Genomic DNA, 24,963 nt, shown 5'->3' with positions numbered 1-24,963 from the left:
GATGAGGAGCGGACGTGGTCCTGACGCACGATGAAGCCGGGACCGGCGACCGGATCACCCGGCAAGCAGGTGTCCGCGAAGGCCATCGGCGAATGCGGGTGGGCGAGGTGCGCGTCGAGTTCGATGGTGAGCACTCCCTCATCACCGCCCCGATCGAGTTCGGAGGTGGGAGCGAGGAGCTGTGGTTCCGGGTGCGCGGCGACCGGACCCACGATGCACGTCTGGCGGACGCGTTCCTCATCGTGGCTCTGCTGCCGGCGATGCGGTCGGCGGATGTGCTGTCCATCAGCGGGCCGGTGTCCCGTCAGCTGCTGCGATCCGTGCCGCGGATCCAGGCGCTGCTCACGGAGTGGTATCCGGAGCTCGTCACACCGGTCGATGTCGTCGCCAGCACGCGGCTCGTTCCCGGCCGACGCCCGGAGCGCACCGCCACGTGCTTCACCGGCGGGGTCGATTCGTTCGCGACGCTCTTGTCGCGCATGGATGAGATCGGGAGCATCGCGTTCATCGACGGCTTCGACGTTCCGCTGACACGCCCGAAGAAGCGAGGTGACGTCCATGAACATCTCACCGATGTCGCCGACTCCACGGGCAAGACCGTGGACTTCGTGGCGACGAACACGAGGCAGTTCCTGCTTCGGTACGCGCCGTGGGGCCCGGTGATGCACGGTGCCGCCATCGCGAGCGCCTGCCTGGTGGCGGGGCTCGACCGTTTCGGCCGCCTGGTCATCCCGTCCGGTGCGACCGGGCAGCACCTGCGGCCGTGGGGCACGCACCCCGAGCTGGATCACCTGTGGAGCACCGAGTACCTCGAGGTGGAGCACGATGACGCACGGCTGACCCGGATGGAGAAGGTCGCGCTGCTCCGCGACGACCCCGTCGCGCAGCGCCATCTGCGGGTGTGCCACCGGGCGAGCCAGCACTACAACTGCGGCGAGTGCTACAAGTGCATCCGCACCATGGTGACGCTCGACGTCTACGGGGTGCTCCCGCAGTTCCGGATGTTCCCCCCTCAGCTCGACCTTGCAATGGTGAGCTCCATGCCGCCGCGGGACGCGACCGAGCGCCGCTACACGCAGTGGAATCTGGAGCTCGCGCGCGCGAAACCGGGGAAGGCGGCGCTCGCCGAAGCCCTCGCCGCCTCACTCCGGGGCTACGACGGCGACGGCGTCTGACCCTCCAGGGCATCACGCCGCGCCAGCACGCGGTCCGCGACGTCGCGGTAGAGCTCCCGGCCGGCGACGTATGCCTGCCCCCATGGCTTGTACGCGCCTGCCCAGTGGATGACCTTCGCCTCCTCGATGGACTCGAACCGGGGGATGGCGTTCCAGCCCTTGTCGAGCTTCGCGATGCGGCCGCCCGCGTACTGGTTGAGGATCTCCTGATCGTGCAGGCCGAACCGCTCGGCGTAGGGGATGAACCGGCGGCAGAAGTCGTCGGCGCGCATCCGCTCGAGGTCGAGCACCATGATGCCGGCGTTGAACGAATCGAAGTCGAACGCGTGCATGTTGTGGCTGCGGAGGATGAGCTCCCGGGCCTCCCGCTCCTGCTGCTTCAGCCGCTGGGCAGCGGAGATGATCGTGGCGAAGCCGCTTCGCGCGTCGGGCTGCGGCGACAGCCGCGCCGCGATGGCGTTCTCGCCCATCGGAGTGTCCGCGAGCGCGGAGATGTCCGAGCGGCAGAGGGCGTCGATGTCGAAGTGCACGATCCGCTTCAGCTCCGGGAGCAGGTCCGGCAGCAGCAGCCGGTCCATCGTCGCCACGGTGATGTGCTTGATCATGCCGTGGATCACGCCGTACGAGACCCCGTCGCACGGCAGCCAGGTGAAGGAGACCTGCGGGAACAGCTGCGCCACCCGGCGGAAGTCCTCGTCAGTGTGGTCACGGGAGAGGATCCACAGGTGGAGCGGGCGTGAGCTGGAGTCGACCAGCGACTGGATGGCGACGAGCAGCTGGTCCTTGAGGTTGCCGTCGAGCGAGAGCTCGATGTCGACCTCCGCGCCGTCCTGCTCGTCCCTGGTGCGCGGGATGTCGACCTGGGCAGCGCGGATGACGCGGCAGGTCTCCGCGAGATCGAACGTGGGCGCGGGGATGGGCGGCACGGCCTCGTGGCGACGGCGAGCCGCCGCGACGTCGTCGGCGCACAGCTCGCGCCACGTCGCGTACACCTCGTCCTCGGACGCGCCCGAGGCGATGGTGCGCATGATCTGCTCGATCTTCGAGGAGATCCCGTTCCGGATGCCGTCGAACTGCTCGTCCGTGATTCCGGCGAGGCCGTCGAAGCGCGGGTCCGCAGGGTTCCTCGGCCGGAAGTCGACCGTCGCACCGAGCGAGCGGGCCGGCAGGTAGCTGTGCAGCCGCGACGTGATGACCCGGGCGTACTTGCCGCGGTACCACTCCAGCACCTCCAGCGCGTTGCGCATGTTGGCGAGGAAGGGCCGCAGGCGCACGTCGAGGAACTGCTGCTCGAAGCGGTCGCCGCGGTCGGGCACTCTGGTGTCGACGACGAGGGTGCCGGAGCGCGCCGACTGCGGGGCGGGTGGCGGGAACACCGTGTCGACGGTGGTGGTGATGCAGCCGCTGAAGAACGCCGGGACGCCGGCGGCGAGCAGCAGGTGCACGGTGTTCCAGTCGCGGCAGCCGACCGGTCCGTATTTCTTGAGGTACGCGATCGACTCCGGCGTGAGCATGCCGGGCACGTTGATGTGCACGGAGACGAGGATGGGGCGGATGTGCTCCGCGAATTGCAGCGGCCGCACCACACCGAACGTGGGGTGCTTGTACCAGCCGAACGCGAGCATCCAGGTCTTCTCGGGGGTGGCGTGGAACTCGGAGCCGTCGCGCTGCACCAGTGAGAGCGTGAACTTCGCCTTCGCGCCGGTGAGCCGCCGCTCCTCCTTCACCCGCGACTGCAGCTCCTCGGCGAGCTCGACGAGGCCCTCGTCGCCGGCGAACTCGAACTCCTGGTGGCGCACGAGGTGTCCCATGGCCGCGACGGTCTGGATGTAGTCGCCCAGGTTCTTCGACGACTTGCCGAAGTCCGGCTGCTTGTAGTCGACGATGCCGAACGAGATCGTCGACTCCTCGACGTGGTCGAGGGTCCGCTCCATCCGGCCGAGCCACGATTTCGCCCACTCGATCTCAGCTGGGATGGTCTCCCGGTCGCCTGGGGCCCCGGCGACCTCCTCGGCCCGGCCGATCGCGCGCAGGGCGAGCTCCTCGTCACGGCTGATCACCGCGAGTCCGGCGAGCTCCAGCCAGCCACTGGCGTCCGTCACGTCGCGTCGGCCGCCGTCGAGCAGCACCCGCAGATCGGCCGCCGCGGCGGCCGGCTCGAAGAGGAAACCCGCCGCGAGGTACTCCACCGGCGCCAGGTCCATCACGTACGCGGACCCGTACCGGCGGAACACGCGCCACGCCTCATCGGCGACGCCGTCCGCCATCAGCACCATGGCCCGCGTGATGTCGCCGACCTGGTCGAAGCCCTGGGTGGCGTGCAGCGACTGCGCGACCGAGCGCGCCAGGTTCCGGTCACCGCTCTTGAGGATGGCTCGCACGCTCTGAACGAACGCCGCCGCCACGTTCTCCCCGCGCGCGATGGCGTCGACGGCGATCGCCCGCGACCCGAGCGCCTTCTCCAGCGTGTCGATCTGGCGCAGCCGGGCGTGCAGGGCGTCGGCGTGACGCCGTGCCTCCTCCCGGCTGGGCCGGATGAGTCCGGTGGAACGGTACCGGCCGAGCGGCCCGCGCTCGACTCCCATCGCGTCCAGCAGCGCCGCGTACGCATACGCGAAGGGACGCTGCGGCACGAAGGTGTCGAGGCCGAACCGGGCGGCCGACTTGGCCAGCTCCCGTGGGCTCTTGCGTCGGTTTTCGGTGCTCATCTCTTGAATCCCCTCAGATTCCTCGGCGGCGTGGACCGCCGTCCGGCGCAACGGCGCCTGTGGTCGCGGAGGCCGGCGCCGCCAAGCCTCCGCTGTGTGTTCGCCGGCTCCCTGCGGCTCGCGGCATTTCCAGCAATTGCGGAGTGATTACCCGTCGACCCTGCGCAGCTTCGACAGCGGGGCGAGCTCACCCGGGAAGACGCGCTTCACGCCGTCGCCCATCGCGGTCTCGATGATGCGGATGTCTCGGATGAGCGCGCCGAAGCCGCGCGGCTCGAGCGATGCGGAGTGGTCGCTGCCCCACATGGTGCGATCGAGCGTGATGTGGCGCTCCACCGCCTGCGCCCCGATGGCCACCGCGGCGAGGGAGATCTGCAGCCCGGGCTCGTGCCCGGAGTAGCCGACCGGCACGCCGTAGCGGTCCTTGAGCGTGTGGATGGTCCGCAGGTTCGCCTCCTCTGGCGGCAGCGGATACGTCGACGTGGCATGCAGCAGGACGAGCTTGTCGGTGCCGAGGATCTCCACCGCCGTGTCGATCTGCTCGATCGTCGACATCCCGGTCGAGAGGATGATCGGCTTGCCGGTCTCCTTCAGCTTCCGCAGCATGCCCAGGTCGGTGACCGAGGCGGAGGCCACCTTGTGGGTCGGGACGTTCATCTCCTCGAGGAACTCGACGGCCTCCTCGTCCCAGGGGGACGCGAACCAGTCCAGCCCCTTCGACTTCGCGTACTGCGCGATCTCCGTGTACTCGTCCTTGCCGAACTCGACGCGGTAGCGGTACTCGAGGTACGTCATCGTGCCCCACGGCGTCTCGCGCGGCATGCTCTTCATGTGTTCGGGCGTCGAGATGTCCGGCGTCCGCTTCTGGAACTTCACCGCTTGCGCGCCGGCGTCCGCCGAGACATCGATGAGCTTCTTGGCGATGTCCACGTCGCCGTTGTGGTTCAGTCCGATCTCGCCGATGACGTAGACGGGTGCGTCTCCGCCGATCGTCTGCTCGCCGATCTGCACTGCGCTGGTCATGGGAGTTCCCTTCGCGCCGCCAGGATCAGGTCGGCGAGTTCTCGGAGGGCACCATGCCCGCCGCGTTGTGTCAGTACGATGCGCGCCGAAGCCCGGACCCCCTGGGGGGCCTCCGGCACGACGATCGGCCAGCCGACCGCCCCGAGGCACGCGAGGTCGTTTATATCATTCCCGATGAACACGACCCTTGACAGCGGGATGCCGTGCTCGGCGGCCCACTTCTCGAGGGCCGGAAGCTTGTCGTCCACCCCCTGACGCACCTCGATGCGCAGCTTTCGGCCGCGCGCGGAGACCACCGGGTTGCGCTCCTTGGAGAGGATCAGCATCGGCAGCCCGGCCTCGCGGAGCATTCCGAGCCCCAGCCCGTCGCTGCGGCTGACCCGCACCGCCTCATCGCCGTCCGTCGAGACGAACACGAGGTCGTCGGTGTGCACCCCGTCGAAATCCATCACCAGCGCGTCGGCATCCACGGCGCCCACCGCCGGCCGGGCACCGTCGGCGAGTGCGAGTGCGCGCGCGCGCTCCAGCTCGACGGGGTCGTCGATCTCGATCGCCAGCGCCTCCGGAACCTGTTCGATGCCGACCCGGCCGAAGAAGCGGTGCTGCGCCGAGCGGAAGCCGTCGGCCCGCATCACGTAGAACGCACCGGTCTCCTGGAAGTGCGGCTCCCGGTCCTGGCGGCGCGGCCGGTGCCCGGCGTCGTGATTCACGCCCTCAGCGCCGGCACCGGTCTCGCGCCAGAGGAACGCGTAGGTCTGGAACGCCGAGAAGACGACATCCTCGTCGCCGGAGAGCACCCGGTCGACCGCTGAGCGCAGTGACGCGGCCTCGATGAACGGAGAGGTCGCCTGGAGGAAGGCGACGACTCGTGGTGAGCCGTCCTCTGCCTCCAGCTGGTCGAGCACGTGCAGCAGCGCGGACTCGCTCGAGGCGGTGTCCCCGGCGAGTTCAGCTGGCCGCATCACCACCCGGGCGCCGGCCTCCTCCGCGGCGGCGGTGATGCTGTCGTCGTCGGTGGAGACGACGACCTGCCGGATGCCGGCATCCAGCGCCGCGGCCACGGCGCGCGCCACGAGGGGGACACCGCCGACGCGGGCGACGTTCTTGCCGGGAACACCTTTGGACCCGCCGCGGGCGGGGATGATCGCGACGACCGTCCCCTCCGGAAGGAGCTCAGCCTGCGGACTGCTCCAGGTACGCATCGCAGACCTCCTGTGGGTCGCCGTTCATCTTCAGGTTCCCGTGATCGATCCAGATCACCCGGTTGCAGCTGTCGAGGATGGAGTTGATCGAGTGGCTGACCAGCATGACCGTGCCGGCGTTCTCCCGCATCTCGCGGATGCGCGCCTCGCTCTTCGAGCGGAAGGCGCGGTCACCCACGGCGAGCGCCTCGTCGACGAGCAGGATCGAGTGGTTCTTGCTCGACGCGATGGCGAAGCGCAACCGCGCCGACATCCCGGAGGAGTATGTGCGCATCGGCAGGTCGATGAACTCCTGGAGTCCGGCGAACTCTACGATGCCCTGGTACCGCTGGCGCACCTCGGCCGGCGTGAAGCCGAGCGCCAGCCCGCCGAGCCGGACATTCTTGTCACCGGACAGCTCGCCCAGCAGCGCCGCGTTGACGCCGAGCAGCGCCGGCCGGTCCTCCGCGTACACCGCGCCGCCGGCGGCGGGGATGAGCCCGGCGATCGCCCGCATCAGCGTCGACTTCCCCGACCCGTTGTGCCCGATCACGCCGATGCTCTCACCCTCGAACGCGGCGAAGGTGACGCCCTTCAGCGCGTGCACCTCGCGGACGCCTCGGGTGCGGCGCGCGGTGAGGCTCCGCCCCTCCCCGGCGGCGGGCTTCCCGGACGAGTAGGTGCGGTACTTCACGTGGAGCTCATCGACGAGGAACGTCGGGCGGGCGCCGGAGGCGATCATCTGCCGCTCGAAGTCATTCACGGCCGTACCTCTCCTCCGCCTGCCAGAAGTAGAGGACACCGAAGAGGAAGACGACCACCGACCAGATCGACGCCCAGAGCCACAGCACCGGCTCCGCCGGGGAGCCCGTGATCAGCGCGTCGCGTGAGAGGGCGATGAACTCGTACACCGGATTCAGATGGGCGATCGCGAGCAGGTCCGGGCGGTGCGCCAGGATGAGGTCGATCGAGAAGAAGATGCTGCTGGTGTAGAAGATGATCCGGGTGACGAACGGGATCACCTGCTGGATGTCCCGGATGTGCACCGAGAGCCGGGCGGCGATCATGGCGACGCCGGCGTTGAACAGGGTCATCAGCAGCAGCACCGGGATCACCATGAGCCACTCCGGTGTGAGCGGCTCGTTGAACACCAGCAGCAGGATGGCCAGCACAGCGAGGATCGGCAGCAGCCGGAATGCCTGTTCGAGCAGCACCGCGAGGGGCAGCAGGATCCGCGGGAAACTCAGGCTCTGCACCAGCCGCTGGTTGCTGGTCACCGACTTCGCGCCCGAGCCGAAGCTCGATGCGAAGTACTCGAAGATGAACACGCCGACGAGCAGGAACGGCACGAAGTTGTCCGGCCGCGAGCCCGGCGGGAGGATGAACCCGAACACGAGCCCGTAGACGAGCGCGTTCAGCATCGGCTTGATGACCACCCACGCGATGCCCAGCCGGTTGCGCTCGTTCTCGGACTGGATGCGGTACTTCGCCAGGGTCGCGGCGAACGCCCGCCTCGACCACGTCTCAGCGAGGTACCGGCCGAGCGGCGGGCGCACTCCGACCCTGGTGAGACCGAAGCGGCGCGCGATCGCGGCAACACTTTCGTCGGTCACGCAGCTCCTCTTCCGCACGGGCGAACCAGTCTTGACGGGCTTGGCGCTCACGGCGGTCCGGCCACGTGTCAGCCCTGCCGCTGCTCCCTGGAGCCGCCCCTCTGAGCAAGGCTGTTCAAGTGCGTCGCTAGTATACATAGCGGCCACGAGCCAGGTCCTGCACCCCAGACCGTCCGGGAGGCTGTCGAAGCATGTCCGATCGGACCGTTCTGCGCACCGTGTTCCCCGGCCCCGGCCGCATGGAGCTGCTGCCGCTCTACGTCGCCCAGGATGCCGGCTCGGCGACCGGCGCACTCGTCGATGGTCGGTCCCGGCTCCGGGTGCCTGCGCTCGGCACGGCGAGCCTGCAGTCGTATTTCAACGCCTTCCCCGCGGGCTACTGGCAGCACGCGACGCCGCTCTCCCGGGTGCTGCTCGAGGTGCGCTCCTCCGGGACGGGGACGGTCACCGTGTCGCGCTCGGACGGTGACGGCGCCGCCACGGTGGTCGAGCGGCGGACCGTCGACGGGGAGGCGGCCCGCACCGTGTTCGACCTGCCGCTCGAGGGCTTCGACACCGGGGGCTGGTACTGGATCGACCTCGAGGCCGGGGCCGACGGCCTCACGCTGGAATCGGCGGACTGGAGCGCCGCGGAGGACAGCGACGCTCCGCGGTCGATGTCGGTCGTGATCACCACGTACAACCGTCCCGACTCGTGTGTCGAGCTGCTGGACGCGCTGGCATCCGAGGCTCGGGTCGTCTCCTCGATCGACCGGATCTTCCTGGTCGATCAGGGCACCTCGAAGGTGGCGGACGCCGCCGGGTACGGCGAGGTGGCCGCCGCGCATGGCGGCCGCCTGGTGCCCATCGACCAGCCGAACCTCGGGGGCTCCGGAGGCTTCTCGCGCGGCATGGTGGAGCTGCTCCGCCGGCAGGAGTCCGGCTACCTGATGCTGCTCGACGACGACATCGCGCTGGAGCCCGAGGGTGCGCTCCGGGCGCTGCAGTTCGCCCGATACGCGACCGAGCCGACCATCGTCGGCGGGCACATGTTCGACTTCAACCACCCGCTCACCCTGCACGCGTTCGGCGAGGTGGTGGACCGGCGGACCTTCAACTGGGGCCCACCGGACCCGGACCACACGCGACACGATTTCACCGCCGCCGGTCTCGGGGAGACGCCGTGGCTGCACCGTCGGCACGAGGTGGACTTCAACGGCTGGTGGATGTGCCTCATCCCGCGGCCGATCCTCGAGGAGCTCGGGCTCTCGATGCCGTACTTCATCAAGTGGGACGACGCGGAGTACGGCCTGCGCGCGCTGTCGCGGGGGCACCGGACGGTGAGCCTCCCCGGCGCCGCCGTCTGGCACGTCTCGTGGCTGGACAAGGACGACAGCCGCGACTGGCAGTCCTTCTTCCACAGCCGCAACCGCCTGGTCTCCGCGCTGATCCATTCGCCGACCCGGCGGGGCGGCACCCTGGTGGTGGAGAGCCTCGGACTCGACCTGAAGCACCTGCTGTTCATGCAGTACTACGCGGTGCGGCTGCGTCAGGAGGCGATCCGTGACGTGCTGGCCGGCCCGTCGACCCTGGAGGGCGCGCTTCGCACGCGGCTGCCGTGGACGCGCAGCGTCGCCGCCGAGTACGGGGAGATGCGGGTGATCCGCTCGGACGCCGACCTCGAGGGCGGACGTTCGCGGGAGCTGAGCGCCACGGAGCCGCGCCCCTCGAAGCTCGGGCTGATCGCATGGCTGGTGAAGACGGTGACCCGGCACTTCCTGCCCGTGGCACGACGCGCCGACCGCACACCGGTCCGCCTCACCCGCTCGGCTGCCCGCTGGTGGCGGGTTCCCCGCTACGACGACGTGCTGGTCCCGCTGGCCGACGGCACGGGCAGCGCGCTGTACCGGCGCGACCCGAAGCGCTTCCGCTCCGAGCTTCGCTCCAGCGTGCTGCTGCACCTGCGGCTGATCCTCAGGTGGCGCAGGCTTCGCCGCGACTATCGTGCGGCGGCGGGCTCCCTGTTCTCCGTGGCGGCGTGGGAACGCTATCTCGGGCTCGACGCCTCGTCCGCGGACGGTGTGGCGATTCCAGCGGCCGCCTCGAGCCGCGATATCCGCTCCTCGTAGAAGGCGATCGCGCTCAGCCGTGCCGTGATCAGCCGCTCCTCGTTCCCGGCCGGGCCGGGCCGATCGGCGCTCGGCTGTTCCAGCCGCATGGTCACCACCGCGAGCTGCTTCGAGACGAGCTCCAGGTCGCGCTCCAGCGCGCCGATCCGCTCCTCGAACCGGACCACCCCGGACACCGCGGCGGCGGAACGGATCCGCACCCGCCTGCGGTCGTCGATCCGCTCGGCCAGCGCGGGTGCGATGCGGTGCACCACCCGCCAGCCGCGGCGGAGCAGGTCCCTCGCCACGCGCTTCACCCGCACCACCGCCTTCCTGTCCGACCTGTCATGAGCGTACCCGGAGCCATCCAGCCCGCAGCCACGAGCGCAGCGCCCGGCGCTCAGCGGCCAGCCGGTGCTCCCAGGTCAGCTGAACGCTCGAGCCCCACGCGTGCTCGAGGGTCGTCACCCGGTGTGCGCGGGCGCCGAGCAGGGAGGTGCCGGTCAGCGTGACCTCCGCGTCCGGGAAGAGCCGGTGCATCACCCACACGGCGAGCGTGCCGGTGGTCGCCCAGGTGACGGAGTGCGGCGAGAACCGGAGCACCCGGTTGAGCGGCCGGGTGAACTCCGCGTTGGAGATCGGCACGAACCCGAGGTCCGCCGGCCACCATGGCGGCACCTGCTCGCGCTCCCAGTGCAGCCGTCCGGGCTCCGCGAGGAGGTACACCCGCTCGCCGTAGCGCTCGAACGTCGCGGGGCCGGGGGAGGTCGCGCGGTGGATGATGGCGACGTCCGTGCGGGTGCCGGTGCGGGGCACCCCGCGGTCGACGTCGAAGGTCGTCATCCGCACCACCGCGTCTGCCTCGTCGATGCGGGCGGCCCGGTCGGCCGACGGCTCGAGCGGGGCGTTGCCCACCACTGCCAGCGTCCGCGGCGGGCCGGAGCCCAGCCGGGCCGAGATCAGTCCGCGGAGCACCTCGGTCTGCGAACGCGGCGTCCCGGTTCCTGTCCCCCGCATGTCGTCATGCTAGCGCGGCCCCCTCCGGCACCGGGCGTCGCGCGACCGGGCGGTCCTGCCCGCGGCCCTAGTCTGGAACGGCCACGAACCGGAACGATCAAGGTGGAGGGAACTCGTGCCATCAGCGCCGCGCAGCCTGTTCGTCGCGGGCTTCGACTCAGGGCTCAAGCTCGCCGACCGCTTCGCGGAGGCCTTCGAGCAGGCCGGCGCCGAGGTGACCCTCGCCGCTCCGACGACCGGCACCCGGCACCAGCTGTCGCCCGGGCAGGTACGGGCGATCACGTCGCGGCCCGTGCGATACCTGCCGCAGGAGGAGATCCTCCGGCTCGCCAGGGACTCCGACACCGTGGTGCCGATCTACGACGGCTCTCGCGTGGAGCAGTTCATCGCCGCGGTGCACGAGACGCCCGGGCAGGGCAGGCTGCCGGTGATCGGCACCGCCTACGTCGGGATGGTGCTCTACAACAACCTGCACGGCTACATCTGGCGCGCCCTCGGCGACGTGATCGCCGTCAACTCCGCAGAGGACTTACGCGACTTCCTCGAGACCGCCAGGGCGCTCGGGCTGCCGGAAGACAATCTCCTCCTCACCGGCCTGCCGCTGCTCCCGGCGCATCCAGCCCCGGCTCGAGGCGGTGCGGTGCGCCGCGTGCTCTTCGCGGACCAGCCGACCGTGCCGGCGCTCGCGGAGGAGCGCGCCTACCTCTACGACCGGCTCGCCGACTACGCGCGCCGTCATCCCGACCGGGAGATGATCGTGCGTCCCCGCCACCGCCCCGACGAGGCGACCTTCCACGAGATGACCTACTCCCCCGCCGTGCATTTCGCGCGGGTCGCGCCCCCGCCGAATCTGCGGATCGACTACACCCCGATCGCCGAGCGCCTGCCGAGCACCGACCTGGTGCTCAGCGTCTCGTCCACCGCGATCCTCGAGGCGCTCGCCGCGGGATGCCGCGTGGCGTTTCTCGCCGACTTCTTCGGCGAGCCGTTCCTCAACTCGCGGTTCGTGCGATCCGGGCTGCTGCGCACCTTCGACGCCCTCGACACGGACGACATCGGGACTCCAGATCCGGAGTGGCTGCGCGACGTGTTCCCGTCGGCCGCCACGAGCCCGGCGGCGACGTTCGCCGCGAGGATGCTGGAGCTCGTCGAAGCCGACGACCGGCCGCACGACCGGGCATGGGCGCATCCGTTCCATCAGAACCGCAGGAGGATCGCCGGCGCCGTCCGCGAACGCGCCGACGCGCTCGCGGGGTCACCGCTGCGCCGCGCGGTGCGCGCGGCCCTTCCCGAGCCGGTTCGGCGCCGGCTGCTCACGGCGGCACGGCGGATCCGCCGCTGACGGAGCCCCCGAATGCGGCTGCTCGGCTAGGACGCGGCCTCCGCCCGGCCGCTGAGCATCGGCACCAGCTTGTTGTCGAACGCCGACAGCGCCGACCCGATCGCCATGTGCATGTCGAGGTACTGGTAGGTGCCGAGCCGGCCACCGAAGAGCACGTCCTGCTCGCCCTTCATCAGCTCCCGGTAGCGCAGCAGCCGGGCACGGTCCTCCGGCGTGTTCACCGGGTAGTACGGCTCGTCGCCCCTGGTGGCGAAGCGGGAGAACTCGCGCATCACGACCGTCCGGTCGTTCGGGTACTCGCGCTCCGGGTGGAAGTGCCGGAACTCATGGATGCGGGTGTACGGGACGTCCGCATCGGCGTAGTTCATGACCGACGTGCCCTGGAAGTCCCCAGTCGGCAGCACCTCCTGCTCGAAGTCGAGGGTGCGCCAGCCGAGCTCGCCCTCCGCGTAGCCGAAATACCGGTCGACCGGCCCGGTGTAGACGATCGGAACGCGCCCGAGGGCCGCCCCGCGGCTCGCATCGTGCGACTCGTCGAAGAAGTCCGTCTCGAGCCGCACCTCGATGTTCGGGTGGTCGGCCATGCGGGTCAGCCACGCGGTGTAGCCGTCGACCGGCAGCCCCTCGAACGTGTCGTTGAAGTAGCGGTTGCCGTAGGTGTACCGCACCGGCAGCCGGCTGATCACCTCGGCCGGCAGCTCCCGCGGGTCGGTCTGCCACTGCTTCGCGGTGTAGTCGCGGATGAATGCCTCGTACAGCGGCCGCCCGATGAGCGAGATCGCCTTCTCCTCGAGGTTCGACGCCTCCCCGGTCGGGATCTCCGCGGCCTGCTCGGCGATCAGCCGGCGCGCCGCGTCCGGTCCGTGCGCGGAGCGGAAGAACTGATTGATGGTGCCGAGGTTGATGGGCAGCGGGTACACCTCGCCGCGGTGGTTGGTGTACACGCGGTGCTGGTACGAGGTGAACGCGGTGAACTGCTGCACGTAGTCCCAAACCGTCGTGTTCGACGTGTGGAACAGGTGCGCGCCGTAGCGGTGCACCTCGATGCCCGTCTCCGGCTCGTTCTCGCTGTACGCGTTGCCGCCGATGTGGTGCCTGCGGTCGAGCACGAGCACCTTGAGGCCGAGCTGTGTCGCGGCGCGCTCCGCGATGGTCAGCCCGAAGAACCCCGATCCGACGATGAGCAGGTCACACTTCACGAGTTCTCCTTGGTTGGGTCACGGGCGGGATACGGCCGTGGTTCAGCGGCCCTGGTCGGTCCGGGGCGGTCTGGCGATGAGCGAGCGGTAGGCCACCCGCCGAAGCGTCTCGGGCACCAGCCGGTAGCCGCCGCGGACTGCGATGTTGCGGGCGAACTGTGAACGGGTGGTGAATCGGGACCGGCGGAACGCGCGCTGCAGCATCAGCTCCGCCTTCAGCTGGTTGAGCCCGCCGCGCCTGGCATACGCGCCGGAGCTCACCCGGTACATCACGAGCGGCTCCGCGACGTTGCCGACCTTCGCACCGGAGTGGATCATGCGCGCGAACAGGTAGTAGTCCTCCATCAGCCCGAGGTCGCGGTAGCCGCCGGCGGCGGCGACCGCCTGCTTCCGGTACACCACGGTGGGGTGGTTGAACGGATCGTGGAACCGCGCGTACTTGGCGATGCTCTCCTGACCCACCGGCGGAACCCGGCGCCCGACGACCTTGCCCACCTCGTCCTCGAACTCCAGCATCCCTGCGCCGACCAGGTCGAGCCCCGACGCCAGCATCGGAAGCTGCCGCTCGAACCGGTGCGGCAGCGAGATGTCGTCGGCGTCCATCCGGGCGACGACCTCGAACCGGCACGCCCTGAGCCCCTCCTCGAGTGCCGTGGCGAGACCCCGGTTGGTGGGGAGCCGGACGATGTCGACCGGCACCGGGCTGCCTGCAGCCGACTCATCGACCACCGTCGCCAGCGCATCCGGGACCTCACCGTCCTGAACGAGCACCACCTGCGCCGGCTTCAGCGTCTGATCGGTCACGGTGCTGCGGAAGGCACGCAGGAAGAACGCGGGGTCGTCACGCCGGTAGTAGGGCAGCAGGAGCGAGAACGACGGCGGATCAGCCTCGCTCATTCGCGGCCCCGCTTCGCGGGCATCGCGTCGACCCGGGCGAGCAGGGCCGCCGGCACACCGGCGTCGGCGAGCACGGTCGCGTTCGGCCGCGGGCTCGACCGGAAGCCGTCGCGGAGGCCACGGCGGAGGCAGTCGCGCAGCAGTTTCCGGTCGGATGAGCGGCGGAAGGTGCGTCCCCAGCGCAGCAGCGACGCGCCGACGTAGATCGGCTTCTCCCATCCGGCGAGGGCGCGGGACCGCCGGAACAGCCACACCTTGTTGCGCACCTCGAGGTAGAACCGTTCGCCCGGATCGTTGTCGGTGGAGCCGAGGAGTCGTGTCTTGTGCAGCACCACGCTGCCCGGGGCGAACACGCCGCGGCGACGCCGCAGCAGCTTGGCGCTGAATTCGAAGTCGTCGTTCCAGAGGAAGTACTCGGCGATCGGCATCCCGGATCGGCGCACGGCATCCGCGCGGACCAGCGACGACACGAACGACGCCGAGCGCACCGGCAGCACGCCGAGGGCGGCGGCGGCCGCCCGTTCCCGCTTGCCGAGAAAGGGCTTGCGACGCGGGGTGTTCATCGGATGGTCCTGCCCGGTGGTCCACACGACGCGGGAAGCCACGAGCGCGAGCTCCGGCCGGCCCGAGTCGGCACGCACCACCGCGTCGAGCTCCGCGAGGGCGGTCTCGGTCGGGATGGTGTCGTCGTCCAAGATCCAGATCCAGTCGGGACGGTGCGCCTCGAACGCGCGGGCCATCCCGACCGCGAAGCCCCCGGCGCCCCCCGCGTTGCGGGTGAGCCGCAGCACGTCGGCCCCAACCGGATGGGAGGACGCGACGTCGAAGCTCGCGTCGGCCGATGCATTGTCGACGACCACGAGGCCCGCGAGCGGAACCGTCTGCGCGGCGAGCGCGTCGAGGCACTCCCGCAGCAGCTCTTCGCGGTTGTACGCGACGACGACTGCCACGAACCGGATCGGCGCCGTGATGGGCATTTCGGCAACTCCGGGGATCTCGACGACTCCGTCAGCCTAGCCGACGGTGCGTGGCGCACCCGGCACCCGGCGTCGCCACCGCCCGACCGGTGGCCTGTCGATCCGGCCGGCGCGGGGAACGGGGCCGGTAGGCTGGGAGCATGTGCCGGCCTGATCTTCGCGCCGCGTGACCGATCTGCTCTCCTGGGCCGCCATCCTGCCGGCCATCCTGCTGCTGCTGGCCCCCGGTGGGCTGATCGCCTACTCCCTGGGCCTTCGCGGGCTGATCCTCGTCGCCACCGCCGGCCCGATCACGCTGGCCGGCGCGGGCGTCCTCGGTGTGATCCTCGGCGAGCTCGGCGTCCCGTTCTCGGTCTGGGGAGTGCTCGCTGCCGCGCTGCTGGCGGCGGCGCTGGTCCTGCTGACCCGGCGGCTGCTGCGGCAGCGCCGTCCGGTCCGGCTGCTCGCCGACGCCGGAGGACGCACGCCATGGCAGGTCTGGCTCGCCGTCGCCGTATCCGGGCTCGCGATCGCCGTCGGAGCCATCGTCGCCGTCGGCACGGCGGACAGCGTCAGCCAGAGCTACGACGCCGTCTTCCACCTCAATGCGGCGGCGTTCGTGCTGCAGGAGGGCGATGCGTCCTCGTTCCACCTCTACCGGCTGAGCAACCCGGGAGACGATCTGGAGTTCTACCCGGCCGCCTGGCACATCCTCACCGCGATGATCGCCCAGGTGACCGGCGCCGGCATCCCGGCCGCCATGAACGCGGCGTGGGTGGCGGTGAGCGTCGGCGTCTGGGTGCCCGGCGCCGTGGTGCTGACCGACACCCTGGCCGGCCGTGCACCCAACCGCCGGCTGCTGCTCGCGGGCGCCGCGATCCTCTCATCCGCGTTCTCCGCCTTCCCGCTGCTGCTGCTCGAGTGGGGGACCCTGTATCCGACCGGGCTGGCGTACGCGCAGCTGCCGGTCGGCCTCGCGCTGCTGGTGCTCGCGGTGCTGAGCCCCCGCGGCCGGGAGCCGCTGCGGGACCCGGACCCGGTGCGACTGCGCCCGTGGGTGCTGCTGACACTCTGGGTCGCGGCGGCGGCATTCGCGCATCCGCGGTCGCTGCCGACCTTCGCGGTCTTCGTGGCCCCGCTCGTGGTGTATCTGCTGATCCGCTGGGCCCGCCGCGGATGGCTGGAAGGCAGGCGTCGACGCGTGGCGCTCGTGCTCGGCGGCGTAACGGCGGGCACGCTTCTCGCAGCGGTCGCCGCCCTCGTCGTGGTGTTCCGGTTCTACCGGGTCGGCGCCCGGCCGATCGCCGACCGGCTGAACGGCGGGCCTGCCACCGCCCGCCAGGGGTTTTTCGAGTCGCTGCTGCAGGGGCTCACGCACTCGGTGGTCATCGGCCCGCCGGAGGGCCCGCTCGCGCCGCTGCTGCTGCTCGCGGCGCTCACCCTCGGCGGCCTGTGGCTCGCGGTGCGCCGCCCGCAGTACCGCTGGATCGTCGTGGCCTACGTCGGGCTGGTCCTCCTCTATGCGTTCGCGGCAGGGTCGAACTCCGACCTCGCGAAGGTGCTGACCGGCCTCTGGTACAAGGACAAATACCGGCTGATGTCGGCGCTGCCGATCCTGGCGGTGCCGCTCGCCGCCGCGGGACTCACCGCCGGCGTCGCGGTGCTCCGCTCATGGCTGGGGCGCCGACGAGTGCCGTGGGCGCGCACCTCCGCACTGGGGGCCGCGGCGCTCGTCGTGGTTGCCGGCACCTCGTGGTTCAGCGCGTCACAGTCAGGCGTCCGCGCGTCCATCACGACGATGTTCAGCGTGCCGGAGGTGACCGACCGGGAGATCCTCTCCGCCGACGACCGCGAGCTCCTGCGTCAGCTGCCGGAGCACGTTCCGGACGGTGAACGCGTCGCGGGGAACCCGTGGGACGGCACGAGCCTCGCCTGGGCGATCGGCGACCGGGAGCCGCTGTTCCCCCACCTCACGGGCAACTGGGATCCCGACCGCAGGATCGTCGCGGAGCGCCTCGACCGGGCGGCGGAGGACCCGGCCGTCTGTGCGGCACTCGACCGGCTCGACACCCACTACCTCGTCCACTCGGAGGACCTGCTGTCGGGCGGCGACCCGCAGGCGGAGTACTTCGCGCCGATGACCGCAGCGGCGGACGCCCCCGGATTCGAGGCGGTCGCCCGCTCAGGCACCAGCGTCCTCTACCGCATCACCGCCTGCGACTGACCCTCCCCGCGGTCCCTTCGACGACCTCAGCGACCGGGAACTACTCCGCGGCCTCCTCCGCGGGCGCGACCGCCTCCGCCACCGCGGCGCGGATCTTCTCGAAGTCGGGGGCGTCCGGCGCGAACTCCGGCGGCACCAGCTGCAGGCGCTCCATCGGCTGCTCCTTCGACTTGAGCGCCAGATCGGTGAACCGGCCGAGCATGGCCTGCGGGATGTCGGTCGTCGCGAGATCCGCGCTCGCCCTTGCGATGTCCTGGAACTTCAGCAGCACCGTCTGCGGATCGGCCTGGCGCAGGATCGCCTCCTGCACCTCACGCTGCCGTTCCATCCGTGCGTAGTCGGTGGTCTGGTAGCGGCTCCGCGCGTACCAGAGCGCGGTCTCGCCGTCCATGTGGCGCTTCCCGGGCTCGATCCAGCCGCCGGCCTCGGCGGGACTGCCGTCCGGGTTGGTGTTCGAGCCGATGCCGACGCGTTCCTTCACATCGATGTCGATGCCGCCGAGCGCGTCGATGAGGTTCTTGAACCCCTGCATCTCGATGAGCACGTAGTACTGCATCGTCAGCCCCGTGGTGCCCTCCACGGCATCGCGCATCGCCTCGACGCCCGGGGTGCTGCCCGCCGCCTCCGCGTCCGGATAGAGCTCCGGATGCTCCTCGCCATACGTGTACAGGTAGCTGATGAGGCAGTCCACGCCGCAGTTGTAGCCGTCGGGGAACGGCCCCAGCATGGGCGATCCCTCCGGGAACGGCGCGTACTGCAGGTTCCGCGGGATGCCGATCATCGTCACGGCTCCGGTCGACGCGTCGATGCTGGCCACGGAGATGCTGTCGGGGCGGATGCCGATGCGGTCGGGGCCCGCGTCACCGCCGAGCAGCAGGATGTTGTATCGCCCATCGATCGGCTCGGCGATCTGCCCCCCGCCGAACACATTCGACAGCAGTGACCGGGCAGAGTCCACCACGACCGCGCCGTATGCAGCGGTGCCTGCGCCGACCGCGAGGGCGATCACCGCGAGACCGGCGAGGAAGCCGCGCGCCCGCGGGGCCGTGCGCACCAGCCGCACCAGCCGCAGCGTGTCGATGGTGAGGATCACCCAGAGGACCGCGTAGAAGCCGAGCGCCACCTCGAGCACCCACAGCGCGACCGGGTTGGTGGAGAGGGTGAGGAAGAGCTCGCGGGCGAGGAAGAAGAGAAGCAGCGCGAGCGCGATGCCCGCCCAGAGCACGAAGGTCGACACGAGCCCGAAGCGGCCGAGCTTGCGGTCGCCGGCGAGCACCTGCGCGGATCCGGGCAGCACGATGTTGAGCAGCACCAGCCACCAGCCCCGACGGGTCATCAGGGAGGGGTTGCGCAGATCCGGCGAGCGGACGGGTGTCGACGTGCTCACAGGGAGGACTTGAGCTCCGCGTTCTTGCGCTCGACCGTCTCCTCCAGGGCGGCGGCGAAGGCGGCCAGCCGGTCGGCGAGGTCCGCGTCGGCGACGGACAGGATCCGCGCGGCGAGGATGCCCGCGTTCCGTGCCCCGCCGATCGACACGGTCGCGACCGGGACGCCCGCGGGCATCTGCACGATGGAGAGCAGCGAGTCGAGCCCGTCGAGTCGCGCCAGCGGCACCGGCACGCCGATCACCGGAAGGGTCGTCAGCGACGCGAGCATGCCGGGCAGGTGGGCTGCTCCCCCGGCACCGGCGATGATCACCCGGATGCCGCGCTCTCGCGCGCTGGTGCCGAACTCCATCAGCTTCCGCGGCGTGCGGTGGGCGGAGACGACCTCCACCTCGCGGGCGATGCCGAACTCGTCGAGCGCCGCGGCGGCATCCGCCATGACGTTCCAGTCGGAGTCGGATCCCATGACGAGAGAGACGAGGGCGTTCGGCACGAAGGACATGCTAGGCGGTGTCACTCGGTGCGGCACTGAGGGACACCCCCTGCCGGGGTCACTCGAAGTGAGCCGACATGGCGCGTCCGCGGTAGACGGTGTCGTCGAGGTCGTCGCCCCAGGCGGTGACGTGCCCCACCTTCCGTCCGGGCCGCGGGTCCTTGCCGTACGCGTGCACCTTCACGTCGGGCGCGGCGGCGAGCGCCACCGGATAGCGGTCCTGCAGAGAGCCCTCCGCGGGGCCGCCGAGCACGTTGATCATCACGGTCCACGGATGCCGCGCGTCGGCCACGCCGAGCGGCAGATCGAGCACCGCGCGGAGGTGCTGCTCGAACTGGCTGGTGGTGGAGCCCTCGATGGTCCAGTGGCCGCTGTTGTGCGGGCGCATCGCCAGCTCGTTCACGAGCAGCCTGCCTCGTGGCGTCTCGAACAGCTCCACGGCGAGCACACCGGTGACGTCGAGGCCCGTCGCGATCGAGACGGCGAGGTCTGCCGCCGCCGTCGAACCGGCGGACCGCGGCGCGGGGGCGAACACCTCGGCGCACACACCGCCCTGCTGCACCGTCTCGACGACCGGCCACGCCACCACATCCCCGGACGGCCGCCTCGCGACGAGCTGCGCCAGCTCCCGGTCGAACTCCACCAGCTCCTCGGCCAGCAGGGCGCCACCGCGTCCGTCCTCCGCGAGCGCACCGAACCAGTCCGCCACCTCCGAGGCGGACCGGACGAACCTGACGCCCTTGCCGTCATAGCCGCCCCGAGCAGTCTTCACGACCGCCCGGCCACCGGATCCTCGCAGGAACGCGGTGAGCTCGCGCTCGGACTCGACCGGAGCCCACGCAGGCACCGGTGCGCCGATCGCCTCCAGCCGCTCACGCATCAGCAGCTTGTCCTGCGCGATCGCGAGGGCATCCGGCCCCGGCCGCACCGCGACGCCCGCGTCGACGAGGGCGTGCAGCACCGGCTGCGGCACGTGCTCGTGGTCGAACGTGATCACGTCGACCCCGCGGGCGAATTCGAGCACCGTGTCGAGGTCACGGTAATCCCCCACCGCGGTGGCGGCGAGGCGCGCGCTGGAGTCCTCCGACTCGGCGAGCACGCGAAGCTGGATGCCGAGCTCGACGGCGGGCGGGATCATCATCCGGGCGAGCTGGCCGCCCCCGATCACGCCGACGGTGAGTGTCATGCGGAGCCTTTCGGGAAGGGTTCGGGCAGCGGTTAGACTGCCAACCGCCGTACCTATCCTCCCCCATGAGCGCACGGCCGTTCGGGCGGAGATCACACGTCCGAAGGACCTCATGCGCCCGCTCCTGACCCAGCTGACCCGCTTCGGCATGGTCGGCGCGGTCGGGCTGGTGCTGGACGTGGCGATCTTTAACGCGCTGCGACTGACCGTGCTCTCGCCGGAGGAGCTGCACGAGGGCCCGGTGGTCGCGAAGGTGATCTCCACCGCGGTGGCGATCGCCGCGAACTGGGTCGGGAACCGGTACTGGACGTTCGGGTCGTCGCGTCGGACGGCAGCGGTCCGGGAGGGTCTCGAATTCCTGGCGGTGAGCCTCGGCGGGATGCTGATCGGGCTGAGCTGCCTCTGGCTGTCGCACTATGTCCTCGGCTTCACCAGCCTGCTGGCCGACAACATCGCCACGAACGTCGTGGGGCTGGCGCTCGGCACAGCGTTCCGCTTCACCCTCTACAAGTGGTGGGTGTTCGCTCCGCATCGCAGCGCGCCGCGGGACCGCTCAGCGGTCCTCCCAGGCCGAGGCGCCGTCGCCGAATCGTGACTGCTCCTGCTGGCGTCGACTCGCGATCCCGCTGGAGTTCTGCTCCATCAGGTCGGTGAGCGCGGCCTGCACCAGGTCGACGCCCGGCACGTCGCGCAGCACGACCGGGTGCTCGAGTCCCGTGTTGATGTGCACATCGCCGCTGCGGAACAGGCTCTGGATCGCGTTCTGCCGCACCACGAGGTCGTAGCTGCGGCTGTGCAGGATCTCCTGCCGGTGCCGCACGAGCAGGCCCGAGCGGATCATCAGCCGGCGGCTGGTGATCGTGTAGCGGTTCCCGAGCCAGGACAGCAGCGGCAGCAGCCAGAGCAGCACGGCGAGCGCCGCACCGCCTGCCAGGACCGCGGTCTCCTGCCATGGCTCACGGACGACGGAGGCGAGGTAGGCCGTGCCGCCCGAGAGGGCGATGAGGAAGACACTCGGCCAGAACAGGGCGCGTGCGTGGGGGCGGAGTCTCGCGACCACCGTCTCCGGGACCTGCCCCTCAGTCGCCATCGTCCCTTTCTACCCCACGCGTTGTGGCCACACCGGGACGCTCAGCCGCGTTCCGCCAGCCACGGGCGGAGGTGGACCACATCCCCGGCGGCCACCGCGACGAGCGCCCCGCCGTTCTCGGGCCGCACCTGCAGCCGGCCGGTCGGATCGATCCCCACCGCGGTGCCGAGCAGCGCGTCGCCACCCGGCAGCTCCACCCGGACGCTGCGGCCGAGCGTGTCGCACAGGGCGGTGACGGCAGCGTGCCCGCCGGACGCCATCGCGTTCCCGCCGGCATCGCGAAGGTCGCGCACCAGGTCGCGGAGACCCGCCAGATAGCGGGAGAGCACCAGGTCGATCAGCTCGTCCCCGTCGGCCGTCGCGCCGGCGAGGACGAGCGACGTCGCCGTCGGAGTGGGCAGCTCGTCCGCGGTGAGGAACAGGTTCACACCGGAGCCCACGAGCACGGCCCCACCGGGAGCCAGTTCGGTGAGCAGTCCGCTCACCTTCCGGCCGTCGATCAGCACGTCGTTCGGCCACTTCAGCCGGGCTTCCGGAGCGGGCAGGACGCTGCTCACGGCGGCGGTCATGGCCGCGCCCGCGAGCAGTGGCAGCCACCCCATCGCGTCGGGTGGCAGCGGGGCTTGCCCGGGTGCGAGCGGGCGCAGTAACACCGACGCGGCGAGCGTGCGCCCAGGCGGTGCGATCCAGGAGCGGCCGAGCCGCCCCCGGCCGGCGCGCTGATCGAGGGTGAGGACCACCGTGAACTCCGGCGCCTCCGCCGCGATCAGCGACAGCTCGTCATTCGTCGAGCCGGCGGACGCCAGCACGATCAGCCCGCCCGATCCGGTGCTCCGCGGCAGCTCCACGCGTTTAGGCTACTGGCGTGCGGCTGCCACCGATGGACCTCGTGGCCAGCGTGCAGGCGGCGCTCCGGGATGCCGGGATCGGCAGCGTCGTGGGCGGATCCGGGCTGCTGGCGTCGATGGGCCTCGTCGACACCGTGAACGACTGGGACCTCGTCACCGATGCCGAGGAGCGTGCGGTACAGGTGGTGCTCCGGGCGCTTGGGCTGCCGGATGCACCGGACCCGGGGGACGCGACCGGCTTCGCGACGCGGGCGCTGCACCGGCTGGAACGCGCCGGCGAGCAGGTGGACCTCCTCGTCGGCTTCGCGATCCGCACGTCGGACACGGTGGTGCACATTCCCGCGGCGCCGGGAGAAAGCTGGCGGGGCCTCACCATGGCACGCCCGGCGGACTGGGTGCTCGCCTACCGCGCGATGGGGCGCACCGAGAAGGCCGCCCTGCTGGAGCAGGCACTCGCGGGGCGTTGACCGTCGGGCAGCGGGGTGGCGTCATCCGGAGGCCGGATGCAACGCCGTTGCGGGTTTGCTGGAGGAAAGCTCCAACCGTTCGGCGGAACCGGTGTCGGTAGAGTGAGCCAGATGACTGCCGACGACCGCCTCTCCACGACCGCAGGCAAGCTCGCCGACCTCCGGGAGCGCTACCACGAGGCGGTGACCGCGAGTGGTGAGGCCGCCATCGCGAAGCAGCACGCCAAGGGGAAGAAGACCGCCCGGGAGCGGATCGACGCGTTGCTCGACCACGGCTCCTTCGTCGAGCTCGACGAGTTCGTGCGGCACCGCACCCACGCCTTCGGCATGGACCGGAAGCGCCCCTACGGCGACTCCGTCGTCACCGGCACCGGCACCATCCACGGACGGCAGGTCGCCGTCTACGCGCAGGACTTCACGATCTTCGGCGGATCGCTCGGAGAGGTGGCGGGCGAGAAGATCCTCAAGGTCATGGATCTGGCCCTGAAGACCGGGGTGCCGATCATCGGCATCCTCGATTCCGGCGGCGCCCGCATTCAGGAGGGCGTGGTCGCGCTCGGCAAGTACGGCGAGATCTTCCGCAAGAACACCGCTGCGTCCGGCGTCATCCCGCAGATCTCGATCGTCTGCGGTCCGGCGGCGGGCGGCGCGGTCTACTCCCCCGCGCTCACCGACTTCGTGATCATGGTCGACAAGACCAGCCAGATGTTCGTGACCGGCCCCGACGTCATCAAGACGGTCACCGGCGAGGACGTCGGGATGGAGGAGCTGGGCGGCGCCCTGACGCACAACAAGACCTCCGGCGTCTCGCACTACCTCGCGAGCGACGAGGACGATGCGCTCGACTTCGCCCGGACGCTCCTGAGCTACCTGCCCGAGAACAACCTCGCGGAGCCCCCGGTCTACGCGAACGACGTCGAACTCGAGATCACCGACGCCGACCGCAAACTGAACACGGTCATCCCCGACTCGCCGAACCAGCCGTACGACGTGAAGGACGTCATCGAGCACGTCGTCGACGACGGCTCGTTCCTCGAGACGCAGCCGCTGTTCGCGCCGAACATCGTGGTGGGCTTCGCGCGGGTCGAGGGTCGCCCGATCGGCATCATCGCCAACCAGCCGAACGCGATGGCCGGCACCCTCAACATCGATGCAGGAGAGAAGGCGGCACGCTTCGTGCGCTTCTGCGACGCATTCTCCCTGCCGATCCTCACCCTCGTCGACGTGCCCGGCTACCTGCCGGGCACGGACCAGGAATGGACGGGCGTGATCCGGCGCGGTGCGAAGCTGCTGTACGCGTACGCCGAGGCGACGGTGCCGCTCGTGACGGTGATCACCCGCAAGGCGTACGGCGGGGCCTACATCGTGATGGGGTCGAAGCAGCTCGGCGCGGATCTCAACTTCGCGTGGCCCACCGCCGAGATCGCGGTCATGGGCGGCCAGGGCGCGGTGAACATCCTCTACCGCACGGAGCTCAAGGATGCGGAGGCCGCGGGCGAGGACATCGCCGCCGTGCGCACCCGGCTCGCGAACGAGTACACCTACAACGTCGCAAGCCCGTTCCTGGCCGCGGAGCGCGGCGAGCTCGACGGGATCATCGAGCCGGCCGCCACCCGGGTCGCCGTGATCAAGTCGCTCCGGGCGCTGCGCACCAAGCGGGCGAACCTGCCCCCGAAGAAGCACGGAAACATCCCGCTGTGACGCTCGGAGGAGCCGGAGCCGTGCCCGCTGCGGACGCGGAGCCCCCGATCGACCTGCGCGTGGTCGCGGGGCAGCCGACCGACGAGGAGCTCGCAGCGGTCACCGCCGTGCTGCACCTGGCCGTGCGTGAGCACGCCGCTGCGCCGGAGGAGCGGGCGGTTCCGGACGGACGGCACTGGCAGCGCGCGTTCGGGATGCTGCGCTCACCGGTCGTGCCCGGACGCGGTGCCTGGCGCTCGTTCTGAACAGGCCGCGCTGGGGTACAGGAATACTGTCCTCTGAAATGACGACTGTCGGCTCGCTCGCCCCCGAACCAGAATTGATCCTGCTAGGTGCCTCGTATATCCGAGAGCATCGCCAGTCGCTGGCCG

At 70.6% G+C, this 24,963-nt stretch carries 23 protein-coding genes; 8 read left to right on the top strand and 15 right to left on the bottom strand.

Going from position 1 to position 24,963, the window contains the following annotated elements:
• Positions 1-14 precede the first annotated feature (14 nt).
• Positions 15-1,175 carry a hypothetical protein gene (locus ACFFGH_RS29835; RefSeq protein ID WP_386675717.1) on the top strand — a complete coding sequence of 387 codons (1,161 nt, stop codon included), beginning with the start codon at positions 15-17 and terminating at the stop codon, positions 1,173-1,175.
• Here ACFFGH_RS29835 and ACFFGH_RS29830 read toward each other — a convergent pair.
• The 5 genes from ACFFGH_RS29830 to ACFFGH_RS29810 form a co-directional block, all read right to left on the bottom strand.
• Positions 1,154-3,883 carry a glycosyltransferase gene (locus ACFFGH_RS29830; protein WP_386675715.1) on the bottom strand — a complete coding sequence of 910 codons (2,730 nt, stop codon included), beginning with the start codon at positions 3,881-3,883 and terminating at the stop codon, positions 1,154-1,156. The two genes, ACFFGH_RS29835 and ACFFGH_RS29830, sit on opposite strands and share 22 nt — an antisense overlap.
• A gap of 147 nt (positions 3,884-4,030) precedes the next feature.
• The gene (locus tag ACFFGH_RS29825) at positions 4,031-4,906 is read right to left on the bottom strand and encodes an N-acetylneuraminate synthase family protein (RefSeq protein ID WP_386675713.1); all 876 of its coding nucleotides are present in this window, start codon (positions 4,904-4,906) and stop codon (positions 4,031-4,033) included.
• The gene (locus ACFFGH_RS29820) at positions 4,903-6,108 is read right to left on the bottom strand and encodes a cytidylyltransferase domain-containing protein (protein ID WP_386675711.1); all 1,206 of its coding nucleotides are present in this window, start codon (positions 6,106-6,108) and stop codon (positions 4,903-4,905) included. Before ACFFGH_RS29820 ends, ACFFGH_RS29825 begins: the two co-directional genes overlap by 4 nt.
• Positions 6,080-6,850: an ABC transporter ATP-binding protein gene (locus ACFFGH_RS29815; RefSeq protein WP_386675709.1), complete on the bottom strand. Its 771-nt coding sequence runs from the start codon at positions 6,848-6,850 to the stop codon at positions 6,080-6,082. The genes ACFFGH_RS29820 and ACFFGH_RS29815 overlap by 29 nt, the downstream gene beginning before the upstream one ends.
• Positions 6,843-7,700 carry an ABC transporter permease gene (locus ACFFGH_RS29810; RefSeq protein WP_386675707.1) on the bottom strand — a complete coding sequence of 286 codons (858 nt, stop codon included), beginning with the start codon at positions 7,698-7,700 and terminating at the stop codon, positions 6,843-6,845. The genes ACFFGH_RS29815 and ACFFGH_RS29810 overlap by 8 nt, the downstream gene beginning before the upstream one ends.
• A gap of 191 nt (positions 7,701-7,891) precedes the next feature.
• Here ACFFGH_RS29810 and ACFFGH_RS29805 point away from each other — a divergent pair, with 191 nt between their 5' ends.
• The gene (locus ACFFGH_RS29805) at positions 7,892-9,808 is read left to right on the top strand and encodes a glycosyltransferase (protein WP_386675705.1); all 1,917 of its coding nucleotides are present in this window, start codon (positions 7,892-7,894) and stop codon (positions 9,806-9,808) included.
• Here ACFFGH_RS29805 and ACFFGH_RS29800 read toward each other — a convergent pair.
• Positions 9,727-10,110, bottom strand: coding sequence for a hypothetical protein (locus ACFFGH_RS29800; protein WP_386675703.1), 384 nt, complete (start codon positions 10,108-10,110; stop codon positions 9,727-9,729). The genes ACFFGH_RS29805 and ACFFGH_RS29800 overlap by 82 nt on opposite strands.
• 22 nt (positions 10,111-10,132) lie before the next feature.
• Positions 10,133-10,804: a glycosyltransferase family 29 protein gene (locus ACFFGH_RS29795; protein WP_386675701.1), complete on the bottom strand. Its 672-nt coding sequence runs from the start codon at positions 10,802-10,804 to the stop codon at positions 10,133-10,135.
• 115 nt (positions 10,805-10,919) lie between these two features.
• On the opposite strand from ACFFGH_RS29795, the gene ACFFGH_RS29790 reads away from it, so the two are divergent.
• A complete protein-coding gene (locus tag ACFFGH_RS29790; protein ID WP_386675699.1) occupies positions 10,920-12,146 on the top strand; it encodes a DUF6716 putative glycosyltransferase in 1,227 nt (408 codons plus the stop codon).
• Between the two features lie 26 nt (positions 12,147-12,172).
• Here the strand turns inward: ACFFGH_RS29790 and glf are convergent, their stop codons facing one another.
• The 3 genes from glf to ACFFGH_RS29775 are packed head-to-tail and all read right to left on the bottom strand — an operon-like array spanning position 12,173 to position 15,219.
• Complete coding sequence (gene glf / locus ACFFGH_RS29785) at positions 12,173-13,345, bottom strand: UDP-galactopyranose mutase (RefSeq protein ID WP_386675697.1); 1,173 nt, start codon at positions 13,343-13,345, stop codon at positions 12,173-12,175.
• A 42-nt stretch (positions 13,346-13,387) separates the two neighbouring features.
• Positions 13,388-14,242 carry a glycosyltransferase gene (locus ACFFGH_RS29780; RefSeq protein WP_386675695.1) on the bottom strand — a complete coding sequence of 285 codons (855 nt, stop codon included), beginning with the start codon at positions 14,240-14,242 and terminating at the stop codon, positions 13,388-13,390.
• Positions 14,239-15,219, bottom strand: coding sequence for a glycosyltransferase (locus ACFFGH_RS29775; RefSeq protein WP_386675693.1), 981 nt, complete (start codon positions 15,217-15,219; stop codon positions 14,239-14,241). Before ACFFGH_RS29775 ends, ACFFGH_RS29780 begins: the two co-directional genes overlap by 4 nt.
• A gap of 166 nt (positions 15,220-15,385) precedes the next feature.
• Between ACFFGH_RS29775 and ACFFGH_RS29770 the strand changes: the two genes are divergently transcribed.
• Positions 15,386-17,422, top strand: coding sequence for a DUF6541 family protein (locus ACFFGH_RS29770; RefSeq protein ID WP_386675691.1), 2,037 nt, complete (start codon positions 15,386-15,388; stop codon positions 17,420-17,422).
• A gap of 40 nt (positions 17,423-17,462) precedes the next feature.
• Here ACFFGH_RS29770 and ACFFGH_RS29765 read toward each other — a convergent pair whose 3' ends face one another.
• Genes ACFFGH_RS29765 through ACFFGH_RS29755 form a run of 3 tightly spaced genes read right to left on the bottom strand, consistent with a single transcriptional unit; the run spans position 17,463 to position 20,486 of the window.
• Positions 17,463-18,809: an LCP family protein gene (locus tag ACFFGH_RS29765; protein WP_386675689.1), complete on the bottom strand. Its 1,347-nt coding sequence runs from the start codon at positions 18,807-18,809 to the stop codon at positions 17,463-17,465.
• Positions 18,806-19,309, bottom strand: coding sequence for a 5-(carboxyamino)imidazole ribonucleotide mutase (gene purE / locus ACFFGH_RS29760; RefSeq protein ID WP_386675687.1), 504 nt, complete (start codon positions 19,307-19,309; stop codon positions 18,806-18,808). The genes ACFFGH_RS29765 and purE overlap by 4 nt, the downstream gene beginning before the upstream one ends.
• A 49-nt stretch (positions 19,310-19,358) precedes the next feature.
• On the bottom strand, positions 19,359-20,486 hold the full coding sequence (locus tag ACFFGH_RS29755) for a 5-(carboxyamino)imidazole ribonucleotide synthase (RefSeq protein ID WP_386675685.1): 1,128 nt from the start codon (positions 20,484-20,486) through the stop codon (positions 19,359-19,361).
• A 112-nt stretch (positions 20,487-20,598) separates the two neighbouring features.
• Between ACFFGH_RS29755 and ACFFGH_RS29750 the strand changes: the two genes are divergently transcribed.
• A complete protein-coding gene (locus tag ACFFGH_RS29750) occupies positions 20,599-21,081 on the top strand; it encodes a GtrA family protein (RefSeq protein WP_386675683.1) in 483 nt (160 codons plus the stop codon).
• On the opposite strand, the gene ACFFGH_RS29745 is transcribed toward ACFFGH_RS29750, so the two are convergent.
• Both ACFFGH_RS29745 and ACFFGH_RS29740 read right to left on the bottom strand, forming a co-directional pair.
• Positions 21,040-21,576, bottom strand: coding sequence for a PH domain-containing protein (locus ACFFGH_RS29745; RefSeq protein ID WP_386675681.1), 537 nt, complete (start codon positions 21,574-21,576; stop codon positions 21,040-21,042). The genes ACFFGH_RS29750 and ACFFGH_RS29745 overlap by 42 nt on opposite strands.
• A 41-nt stretch (positions 21,577-21,617) precedes the next feature.
• Positions 21,618-22,424: a biotin--[acetyl-CoA-carboxylase] ligase gene (locus tag ACFFGH_RS29740; protein ID WP_386675679.1), complete on the bottom strand. Its 807-nt coding sequence runs from the start codon at positions 22,422-22,424 to the stop codon at positions 21,618-21,620.
• A gap of 17 nt (positions 22,425-22,441) precedes the next feature.
• On the opposite strand from ACFFGH_RS29740, the gene ACFFGH_RS29735 reads away from it, so the two are divergent.
• From ACFFGH_RS29735 to ACFFGH_RS29725, 3 genes are all read left to right on the top strand, one after another.
• Positions 22,442-22,891 carry a hypothetical protein gene (locus tag ACFFGH_RS29735; protein ID WP_386675677.1) on the top strand — a complete coding sequence of 150 codons (450 nt, stop codon included), beginning with the start codon at positions 22,442-22,444 and terminating at the stop codon, positions 22,889-22,891.
• Positions 22,892-23,002: 111 nt separating this feature from the next.
• Positions 23,003-24,592 (top strand): acyl-CoA carboxylase subunit beta, encoded by a 1,590-nt coding sequence (locus ACFFGH_RS29730; protein ID WP_386675675.1) that lies wholly within the window; start codon positions 23,003-23,005, stop codon positions 24,590-24,592.
• A gap of 20 nt (positions 24,593-24,612) precedes the next feature.
• Positions 24,613-24,837, top strand: coding sequence for an acyl-CoA carboxylase subunit epsilon (locus ACFFGH_RS29725; RefSeq protein WP_386675673.1), 225 nt, complete (start codon positions 24,613-24,615; stop codon positions 24,835-24,837).
• Positions 24,838-24,963 lie beyond the last annotated feature (126 nt).

It is taken from the genome of Lysobacter korlensis (assembly GCF_042434515.1).
The sequence above is the reverse complement of the archived record's forward strand: the minus strand, read 5'-3'. Positions and strand labels throughout refer to the sequence as shown.

Coding starts and splice junctions, on each gene's coding strand:
- ACFFGH_RS29830 (WP_386675715.1), bottom strand. CDS start 3,883: ATGAGCACCGAAAACCGACGCAAGAGCCCACGGGAGCTGGCCAAGTCG.
- ACFFGH_RS29795 (WP_386675701.1), bottom strand. CDS start 10,804: ATGCGGGGGACAGGAACCGGGACGCCGCGTTCGCAGACCGAGGTGCTC.
- ACFFGH_RS29745 (WP_386675681.1), bottom strand. CDS start 21,576: ATGGCGACTGAGGGGCAGGTCCCGGAGACGGTGGTCGCGAGACTCCGC.
- ACFFGH_RS29825 (WP_386675713.1), bottom strand. CDS start 4,906: ATGACCAGCGCAGTGCAGATCGGCGAGCAGACGATCGGCGGAGACGCA.
- ACFFGH_RS29730 (WP_386675675.1), top strand. CDS start 23,003: ATGACTGCCGACGACCGCCTCTCCACGACCGCAGGCAAGCTCGCCGAC.
- ACFFGH_RS29750 (WP_386675683.1), top strand. CDS start 20,599: ATGCGCCCGCTCCTGACCCAGCTGACCCGCTTCGGCATGGTCGGCGCG.
- ACFFGH_RS29805 (WP_386675705.1), top strand. CDS start 7,892: ATGTCCGATCGGACCGTTCTGCGCACCGTGTTCCCCGGCCCCGGCCGC.
- ACFFGH_RS29820 (WP_386675711.1), bottom strand. CDS start 6,108: ATGCGTACCTGGAGCAGTCCGCAGGCTGAGCTCCTTCCGGAGGGGACG.
- ACFFGH_RS29755 (WP_386675685.1), bottom strand. CDS start 20,486: ATGACACTCACCGTCGGCGTGATCGGGGGCGGCCAGCTCGCCCGGATG.
- ACFFGH_RS29775 (WP_386675693.1), bottom strand. CDS start 15,219: ATGCCCATCACGGCGCCGATCCGGTTCGTGGCAGTCGTCGTCGCGTAC.
- ACFFGH_RS29780 (WP_386675695.1), bottom strand. CDS start 14,242: ATGAGCGAGGCTGATCCGCCGTCGTTCTCGCTCCTGCTGCCCTACTAC.
- purE (WP_386675687.1), bottom strand. CDS start 19,309: ATGTCCTTCGTGCCGAACGCCCTCGTCTCTCTCGTCATGGGATCCGAC.